At 37.5% G+C, this 9,439-nt stretch carries 7 protein-coding genes; 4 read left to right on the forward strand and 3 right to left on the reverse strand.

What is annotated here, in order from left to right; translation table 11 throughout:
* Positions 1 to 850: isoaspartyl peptidase/L-asparaginase (locus tag ABIQ28_RS06660; protein WP_348036096.1), on the reverse strand; the 850-nt coding region annotated here is incomplete at its 3' end.
* A gap of 118 nt (positions 851 to 968) precedes the next feature.
* On the opposite strand from ABIQ28_RS06660, the gene ABIQ28_RS06665 reads away from it, so the two are divergent.
* On the forward strand, positions 969 to 2,522 hold the full coding sequence (locus tag ABIQ28_RS06665; RefSeq protein ID WP_348036097.1) for an aldehyde dehydrogenase family protein: 1,554 nt from the start codon (positions 969 to 971) through the stop codon (positions 2,520 to 2,522).
* Positions 2,523 to 2,837: 315 nt separating this feature from the next.
* Here the strand turns inward: ABIQ28_RS06665 and ABIQ28_RS06670 are convergent, their stop codons facing one another.
* A complete protein-coding gene (locus ABIQ28_RS06670; RefSeq protein ID WP_348036098.1) occupies positions 2,838 to 3,890 on the reverse strand; it encodes an endonuclease/exonuclease/phosphatase family protein in 1,053 nt (350 codons plus the stop codon).
* 181 nt (positions 3,891 to 4,071) lie between these two features.
* Here ABIQ28_RS06670 and ABIQ28_RS06675 point away from each other — a divergent pair, with 181 nt between their 5' ends.
* From ABIQ28_RS06675 to ABIQ28_RS06685, 3 genes are read left to right on the forward strand one after another with little or no spacing between them, the layout of a single operon-like run.
* Positions 4,072 to 6,834, forward strand: a complete 2,763-nt coding sequence (locus tag ABIQ28_RS06675; protein ID WP_348036099.1) for a carboxypeptidase-like regulatory domain-containing protein — start codon at positions 4,072 to 4,074, stop codon at positions 6,832 to 6,834.
* A 58-nt stretch (positions 6,835 to 6,892) separates the two neighbouring features.
* Complete coding sequence (locus tag ABIQ28_RS06680) at positions 6,893 to 8,314, forward strand: DUF5689 domain-containing protein (protein ID WP_348036100.1); 1,422 nt, start codon at positions 6,893 to 6,895, stop codon at positions 8,312 to 8,314.
* 25 nt (positions 8,315 to 8,339) lie between these two features.
* On the forward strand, positions 8,340 to 8,714 hold the full coding sequence (locus ABIQ28_RS06685) for a hypothetical protein (protein WP_348036101.1): 375 nt from the start codon (positions 8,340 to 8,342) through the stop codon (positions 8,712 to 8,714).
* A gap of 30 nt (positions 8,715 to 8,744) precedes the next feature.
* Here ABIQ28_RS06685 and ABIQ28_RS06690 read toward each other — a convergent pair.
* A partial coding sequence (locus ABIQ28_RS06690; RefSeq protein WP_348036102.1) for an endonuclease occupies positions 8,745 to 9,439 on the reverse strand: 695 nt, incomplete at its 5' end.

Raw genomic sequence — 9,439 nt, forward strand, 5'->3', positions numbered from 1 at the left:
AATATTCGCCCCAACCTGTACTACTCACGGCACATGTGGCATTATTGGCATAGGTTCCCGCACCGATAATTGGTGCATCGCCAATGCGTCCCCAACGTTTATTGGTCATGCCTCCAGTGGATGTTCCTGCAGCAAGATTTCCGTCTTTATCCAAAGCGACACAACCCACCGTTCCAAATTTTGAATCTTTAATTGTTGGATCATAAAATGCTGCTTTATCTCGAGTGGCTTCATTTTCTTCAGCAGCCTTTACTCTTTGTAAGGCCTTGAAACGGCTTTCGGTATAAAAATAGGAAGGATCCACAAGTTCCAAACCCTGCTCTTTTGCAAACTGCTCCGCACCTTTTCCGGAGAGCATCACATGAGGAGAATTCTCCATCACAGCTCTTGCCAAATTAATCGGATTTTTAACGGTGGTTGTACTTGCCGAAGCGCCAGCATTCAAAGTTTTTCCATCCATAATAGAAGCGTCTAACTCGTTTTTACCTTCATTTGTAAAAACGGCACCTTTTCCGGCATTAAATAACGGCGAATTTTCTAAAACGTTAACCGTTTTTTCGACGGCATCTAAACTCGTCCCTCCATTTTTAAGAATCTCATAGCCTACGCGTATTGCTTCCTCCAATTTTTCGGTATAAGCAGCTTCATCTTCTGGTGTCATATTTTTCTTCAAAATTGTACCTGCACCGCCGTGAATCACAATGGCAAATTCATTGATTTTTTTAGAGGAAGGAGCGTCTATATTTACGCTTTCTTTAGATGAATTCTGGTCAGAATTAGTAGTGTTTTTCTCGTCTTTACATCCTAAAAACAACAGCAAGAACAAAGACAAATAAGTAAGTTTTTTCATGATAAACAGTTTGATATTAAGCTTTAAAGTTAGTATTTTTTTAAGAAGCCCCAACTTCAAAAAGCCATATAATAGTGTTATATTCGCAAACGTCAATAATTAATTAAAAAATACATACATGCAAGCAGTTGCTAAAGATTTTGGAATTGAAAAAGCCCTAAAACAATTAGGCGTAAAAGATATAAACGAAGGCACATCAACAGGCTCAAACAACTTTTCTAATGGAGCAGTTATTGAAAGCTATTCTCCAGTAGATGGGAAACTGATTGGCAAAGTAAAAACGACGACAAGAGCAGATTACGATAAAGTAATAGATGCAGCGATAAGCGCATTTAAAACTTGGAGAGATGTGCCAGCACCACAACGTGGCGAAATTGTGCGTCAATTTGGTAATAAATTAAGAGAGTTAAAAGAGCCTCTTGGGAAACTTGTTTCGTACGAGATGGGTAAATCCCTACAAGAAGGTTATGGAGAAGTCCAAGAAATGATTGATATCTGTGATTTTGCAGTCGGTTTATCTAGACAGCTAAATGGTAAAGTGATTCCTTCAGAGCGTCCAGGTCACGTGATGAGAGAGCAATGGCACCCAATTGGTGTTGTTGGTATTATTTCGGCGTTTAACTTTCCGGTTGCTGTTTGGTCTTGGAATACGGCTTTAGCTTGGATTTGCGGTGACGTTTGTGTTTGGAAAGCTTCAGAAAAAGCACCTTTATGCTCTATTGCCTGTCAAAATATTATCGCAGGAATATTAAAGGAAAATAATTTACCAGAAGGCATCTCTTGTATTATAAATGGAGATTATAAAGTAGGCGAATTTATGACTAAAGATCCTAAAGTTGCTCTAATCTCTGCAACAGGTTCAACACGAATGGGCCGTATAGTCGGAACAACGGTTGCTGAGCGTTTTGGTAAATCTTTATTAGAATTAGGTGGTAATAATGCTATTATCATTACACCAACTGCAGATTTAAAAGTGGTGGTTCCTGGTGCTGTTTTTGGTGCTGTTGGTACCGCAGGGCAACGTTGTACCTCAACTCGTCGATTAATTATCCACGAATCTGTTTATGATAAAGTAAGAGATGCGATTGTTGGTGCTTATGGCCAAATAAAAATTGGAAATCCTTTAGATGAAAACAATCATGTTGGGCCATTAATTGACAAAGATGCTGTCAACACGTATTTAGCAGCTATTGAAAAAGCAAAAGCTGAAGGTGGAAAAGTTCTTGTTGAAGGTGGTGTTTTAGAAGGAGAAGGTTTTGAAAGCGGTTGTTATGTTAAGCCGGCAATTATTGAGGCTGAAAATCATTTTGAAATTGTACAGCACGAAACTTTTGCTCCAATTTTATATGTCATGAAATATTCTGGTGAAGTCGAAAATGCCATCGAACAACAAAATGGCGTGGTTCAAGGTTTATCTTCTTCTATTATGACCAATGAATTGAAAGAAGCAGAGAAATTCTTGTCTTATGCAGGTTCAGATTGCGGTATTGCAAACGTTAATATCGGAACTTCTGGTGCTGAGATTGGTGGCGCCTTTGGTGGTGAAAAAGAAACTGGTGGCGGACGTGAGTCTGGTTCTGATGCATGGAAAGTATATATGCGTCGCCAAACCAATACGGTTAATTACTCAGACCAATTGCCATTGGCGCAAGGAATTAAGTTTGACCTTTAAAAAGTATTTATTTATAATTTTAGAAAAGCCTTTTTCAATAGAAGAAGGCTTTTTTTATAAGAAAAAATTATGGACCAAGGAACCATATCAAGTATACAAACGTTCCGAAAGTGTTTTAAAGACCTGTAACATTCGTGAAATTTATAGTCAATATTTCACGAAGTTGTTTTATAAAGAACGAATGAATCCGTGAGAATTCGTAAAATTCGTGTCAAAATTTTCAGAAGCTAAAGTGAGATTCACTAAATCACACACTTGCGTAACTATGTGCAGATAGAGGTTTAACCTAATTTGACATCAATAAACATATCATCTCTATTGCACCTCCTTTATCAGATAGATATACACCGGAAAATGATCACTAAAGCCTCCAGTAAAACCGCCATCTGCAAAACTTCGAAACGGATAGCCTTTCCAACGGCCTCGTTTAGTGACCAAATAGTTTTTATTAAAAATAAAGGCTTTGTAGAATTGAAATGAAGTGTAATCCTTCTCCAAAAAAGGCTGGGTCATCATGATTTGATCAAACAAACTCCACGCATCGCGATAGGCATTGGTGCCCAAACCACTTTTATAAAAATTTTCATAAGGATTGTAAATGCCTTTTAATCCGACCTCTTCTTTTTTAGCCTTCGCCTTCAAAACATCTTTAACGCTGGCATTTATGGGGTCGTCATTTAAATCGCCCATGATGATAATTTTGGCATAGGGGTCGATGATTTGCAAAGAGTCGATGATTTTTTTATTGAGTTTTGCTGCGCCAACACGCTTACTTCGGCTGCGTTCTTCGCCACCACTTCGCGAAGGCCAATGGTTGACAATAATATGAATCAAATCGCCATCCAATTTACCGGTCACTAAAAGTTGATCTCTTGTATGAACACGTTTCCTGGTCATATCATCATAAATATACAAGGTATGACTGCTGGAAGAAATCGGCTGAAATAAGGCCTTTTGATAAATCATGCCCACGTCAATGCCACGATTGTCGGGGGAATCATAATGGATAATCCCATAATTTTTTCCAACTAATAATGGCTCATTGACCACATCAACCAAAACACTCCTGTTTTCAATTTCTGCTACACCTAATATCGCCGGAGCATTACCCGCGTCGTCCGTACCAATATCCGCAATAACACGTGCCATATTATGAACCTTCTTTTTATACACTTCTGATCGTCCTGTATTTAGCTCCATGATCGGACTGGCCTCGTCAAATTTGGTAGGATCATTTATGGTATCAAATAAATTTTCCAAATTATAAAAGGCGATGGTATGGATCTTAAATTTTTTGGCTTCTTGACACCAAAGATTCGAAACCAACAGAAAAAACATAGCCGTTATTAGTGAGTTTCGGAATTTCATTCTTTAGATATTAGATATTAATTGTGTTCATTCTAAATTTAATCTCAAATGTAAATCATTATAATAAATAATGTAGCTTTGAGAGACTTATATAACTAGTAATTAATTTATTACGCAAAATAATCAATTGACACCTGACCGTTAGAAAGCAATGAATTAACCAAAATCATAAGTTAAACAGATGAAAAAAAGCTCTACTATTTTCTTATTTGGATTTTTTTCTGTCTTTACTGCCGTGGCTCAAGAAACTGTTGTAAAAGGAAGTGTTATTGATGGGATGAACCATGAGCCCATTCCAAATGTCACAATAACCATTGAAGAAACGTTGCAAACTTCACAAACCGATGCTGAAGGTAAATTCAGCTTTACGTCCAATGTTCCACTAGGAGAACACATCCTGAAGGTTGAAAAAAGAGGTTATATTACCAAACGCTTCCCAATCATTATAAACGAAGGACAAATCTTAGATATTAGCGACATGATGCTCGATATCAACGTTGCTGATTCTGTCGACCTATACACCATCACTTTATCAGATGATGAATTAAATGATGACACTACTGGCGGTGCAGATAATATTTCGGGACTCTTACAATCTTCACAAGATGTTTTCCAACGGACGGTTGCGTTTGAATTTAGCTCTTCATTTTTTAATATGAGAGGGCTTGATTCAGAAAACGCCTCTGTTTTGATTAATGGGATTGAAATGAACAAATTGTACAATGGCAGACCGCAGTGGAATAATTGGGGCGGTTTAAATGATGTGTTTAGAAACCAAGAGCTGGCAACTAATTTAAGTCCTTCAAACTTCACTTTTGGAGGTGCTTTAGGATCGACTAATACCGACACCAGAGCCTCAGAATATAGAAAAGGCGGACGTATAACTTATTCTTTATCGGACAGAAGTTATACCAATCGTGCTATTGGAAGTTATGCAACCGGACTTATGGAAGGCGGTTGGGCAATAGCCATCGCTGCTGGAAAACGTTGGGGAGAGGAAGGCTATCAGGACGCTACTTTTTATGATTCCAATGCGTTTTTTGCATCTGTTGAAAAGAAAATAAATGATCAGCACAGCTTTAATTTTACTGGGATTTACGCACCAAACCGAAGAGGGAAATCATCTCCAAACACACAAGAAATCTATGATTTAAAAGGCATTAAATACAACGAGTATTGGGGCTATCAAAATGGCGAAAAACGCAACTCACGTGTCAAAGAAGTAAATGAACCCATATTGATGTTGAATTATTATTGGAAACTCAGCAACAAAACAACCTTGCAGACTAATTTGGGGTACCAATTCGGCAAAACTGGAAACAGTCGTTTGGATTATCCTGGTGGCGCCAATCCAAGTGCTGCCTATTATCAAAAATTGCCAAGTTATGCGCTGGCTGATCCAAAAAGCCCTGATTACGCCAAAGCTTATCAATTGGAGCAAAACTTTTTAAAAGATGGTCAAATTGATTGGAATAGAATATATGACGCTAATATGACCAACAACATAAGTGGTTTAAACGCAGCTTATGCCTTATATGAAGATCGAAACGATGATACGCAACTAACCGGAAACACGATTCTCACTTCGGATATTACAGACCATATCACGATCAACAGCTCTATCAACTATCGCCATTTAAAATCGGAGAATTTTGCTCAGATCAAGGATTTATTGGGAGCAATAGGCGTTTTGAATGTCGATTCTTTTGATAACATTCAATACGATTTACAAAATCCTAATCGTATTGTTGGCGAAGGCGATCGTTTTAGATACAACTACATTCTTTATGCTCAAGTAATTTCTGGATTTGCTCAGGCACAATTCAAATATAACAAAGTCGATTTATTTGCAGCGTTGAGCATTTCAAATACGACCTATCAACGAGAAGGCCTTTATCAACATGAAATCTATGTCGATAATTCTTTTGGAAAAGGCGAGAAATTAAGCTTTACAGGGTTTGGCGCCAAAGGTGGATTAACTTATAAAATCACAGGAAAACACTTGCTAAATTTCAATGCAGGATATATCTCAAAAGCACCTTCTCTTAGAAATACCTATTCCAATTCCAGAGAAAATCACAATGTGGTTAAAAACATTACTCAAGAAAAAATAACATCGGTGGATGCCAGCTATATTTTTCGTTCGTCCATTGTAAAAGCAAAATTGACAGGTTATTATTCAAAAATCGAAGATGCCAATGAAATTTCATTCTACTATGCTGACGGATTGAGCAGTTTTGAAATCTCCGAAAACCAAACTTCAGCGTTTGTTCAAGAAATTTTGTTTGGCATTAACAAAACAAATTTTGGTGCCGAATTCGGCATGGAAGCACAAGTAACTCCAACCATAAAATTAAAAGGCGTCGCAGCTGTAGGACAATATACCTATGCCAACAATCCGAATTTATATTTAACCTCCTCAAGCTTTACCAATGTTAACGGCCTTGATTTTGGGCAGGCCATTTTAAAGAACTATAGACTTGCCGGTGGCCCTCAAACAGCCTATTCCTTAGGTTTTGAATATCGTGATCCAGATTACTGGTGGTTTGGTGCTACGGCAAATATTTTTGACAACACTTATTTAGATATCAGTCCGTTGATAAGAACACGCAACTTTTATGCTGATGCCGATGGTTTACCATTTAATGATTATGATCCTGAGTTGGCCCGACAGCTTTTAAAGCAAGAAAAATTTGATGATTATATGATCGTGAATCTTGTTGGTGGAAAATCATGGAAAATTAACAACTATTTCGTCGGCTTTTTCGCAAGTATCAACAACGTCTTGGACGTCGCCTACAAAACGGGCGGCTTTGAGCAAGGTCGGAATGCAAATTATCGAACGTTAAAAAAAGATGCTAGCAATGACATCCCAGTATTTGGGTCAAAATATTGGTATGGACGCGGTGCAACTTACTTTTTAAACGGTTACGTCAGATTCTAAAAACGTGTTGCCATCCGCATAAAATAAAAAGCAGTTAGGAATCAAAAACAATAAGGCTATGATCAAAACAAATAAATTTTTAGCATTTCTTATGATCTCAGCACTGACCATCGCCAATATCTCATGCGTGCAAAGTGATGATTTTAGTGTTCCTGATAATTTAGGTGCTGAAGAAAACAAAGCTTTGGACGCGCTTTTATCACGTGGTGCTACTGAAGTTTCCATGGCAGAATTGAAATTGAAATACGCCAACAATTATAAAAAACCGGTATTAATTGACACTGATGTTTATATAAAAGCCTACATCAGTTCTTCAGATAAAGAAGGTAGTTTTTTTAAAGAAGTATTTCTACAGGATGCACCCGAAAACCCTACAGCGGGCATCAAAATCATCCTCAATCAAGTGGATATTTATAATCAATTTAATTGGGGAAGAGAAGTCTATATTCAATTAAAAGGTCTCTATATTGGAGAGGAACGTGTTGGAAATGGGATGATAACCATTGGTGGTAATACGTCTACCGATCAATACGGAACCACCGTGCAACGATTGACTGAAAACCAACGTGCACAACACCTACTTCGTTCTCAAAACTCGATGCAATTAGTTCCGCTGAATCTTAAATTCTCCGACGTTAATATAGGCCATTTAGGGATTTATGTACAATTCAATGCCGTGGAATTTCTGGATGATTTAGTGGGCAAACGGTATTTTGACCCAGCTCAGGATTTTGATACGCTCAGGGCAATGCAAGCGTGTTCAAACGATATTGGGTATTCCTATTTTAACTTGGAAACGAGTTCTTTCGCCGCATTTAAGGAGGCACTACTTCCCACTGGAAATGGGACAATTAAGGGAATTATCTCAAAAACTTTTGATGACAGCGCCATAGTATTGGTCTTGAACGACTTGGAAGGCATTAACATGACCGGAAGTAGATGTACGCCCATGAGCATTGAAAATTATAACATCGTATTTAAAGAAGATTTTGAATTGGACGTTGACGATACCAATGTAAACAAGGAAGGTTGGACCAATTTTGCCCAAACGGGAAAAGCCATATGGAAAACGCAGATTTCTGACGAAAATAAATTTGCTGAGTTCAATCCTATGGGTTCCGGAAATACGTCAAACATTGGATGGCTAATTATACCAGGTTATAATAAAAATTCCAAATCGTATGCCTATTTAAACTTTAAGGCTGCCCAATACCAAGTGAGGTCTTCTACCAATACATTGGAAGTGCTAATCTCAAAGGATTATGATGGCGCCAATGTGATGGCCGCAACTTGGCAACCTTTAGAGGCTACTTTACCTTCACAAAATAGCCACTCTCACGAATTTATAGATTCCGGTTTAATTGATTTATCATCTTATGAAGGAATGTTGTACATTGCCTTCAAAGTGACTGGCAACGGGAGAGCAAACTCATTGTCGGGCGCCTATTTAATTGATGATATTCTTATTTTGGAAAAATGAGAATGCTTAACTGAACTATCTAAATATGACCATTTTTGACCAACTGTTTTTCAATAGTTTTAACCATTATAAAAAAGGTAACTATAAAAAGAAGGCCACCACGATTGCCATCTATTATATCACTTTGGTACAAACCTCGTTATTACTGGTTCTAGGTGTATTTTTCGCCGAGTTTTTCCATAAAATGAACGTGGCAACCATGACGGCAACAAAAGCTTGGATATTATTCGTCTTCGCTTCATTGCTGCTTTACTTTACAAACTGGATTCAGTACAGCGGTAAAAAACGAAAAATCATGAATGCCAATCAAAAGAAGAAAACCAACTACGGCATTATCACGTTATGGTCAATCCCTATTGTGGCTTTGTTTTTGGCTCTAATTTTTATGAGAGTTTTTTAATTTAAAAGCTAGCTTTTCTAATTATGAATTTTACTTTTTCAACTGAATATATACCGGAAAGTGATCACTAAAACCACCCAAATATCTTTTTCCCTCATAAGTTCTATAAGGCTGGCCCTTAGAGTTACCATAATTTTGAGTTAAGAAGGTTTCATCAAAAATGTCTGCTTTTAAAAACTTAAGTCCTTTTTGCTGTGGTTCTAAAAAATTAGTAGTCATCAATATTTGATCAAACAACATCCATTTCGAATTATGATTGACGCTGCCTCTTTTATAAGACATCAGCTTCTCCATAGGATTATAGAGGCTAGCTTCATTTTTTAAAAATTGAATACTGTTATTCTTAGGATTGTCATTAAAATCGCCCATAATAATGACTTTCGCATCCGCATCATCCGCGAGGATCTCATTAATAAGTTCCAGTATCTTTTGGGCTGCAAACATGCGATTATGCCCTGTTCTGTCCGACTGTTCATGTCTGGAGGGCCAATGGTTAACCAAAACATGAATCTTCTCGTCCTTCAAGTAGCCACTTACCTTAAGAATATCTCTTGTATTACCCTTTACACCGAACTCACTTTCAATAGGAAGAACAATAGCTTCTGAGTTTTCAAGCGTAAAACAGTCCTTATCATATAACATGGCGACATCAATACCACGCTCATCTGGAGAGTTAAAATGTACAAAACCGTAATTATAATCTTCTAAATAAGTGCTCTTGATTA

Origin of the sequence: Gelidibacter sp. (genome assembly GCF_039916245.1) — a bacterium.
GTDB lineage: Bacteria > Bacteroidota > Bacteroidia > Flavobacteriales > Flavobacteriaceae > Gelidibacter.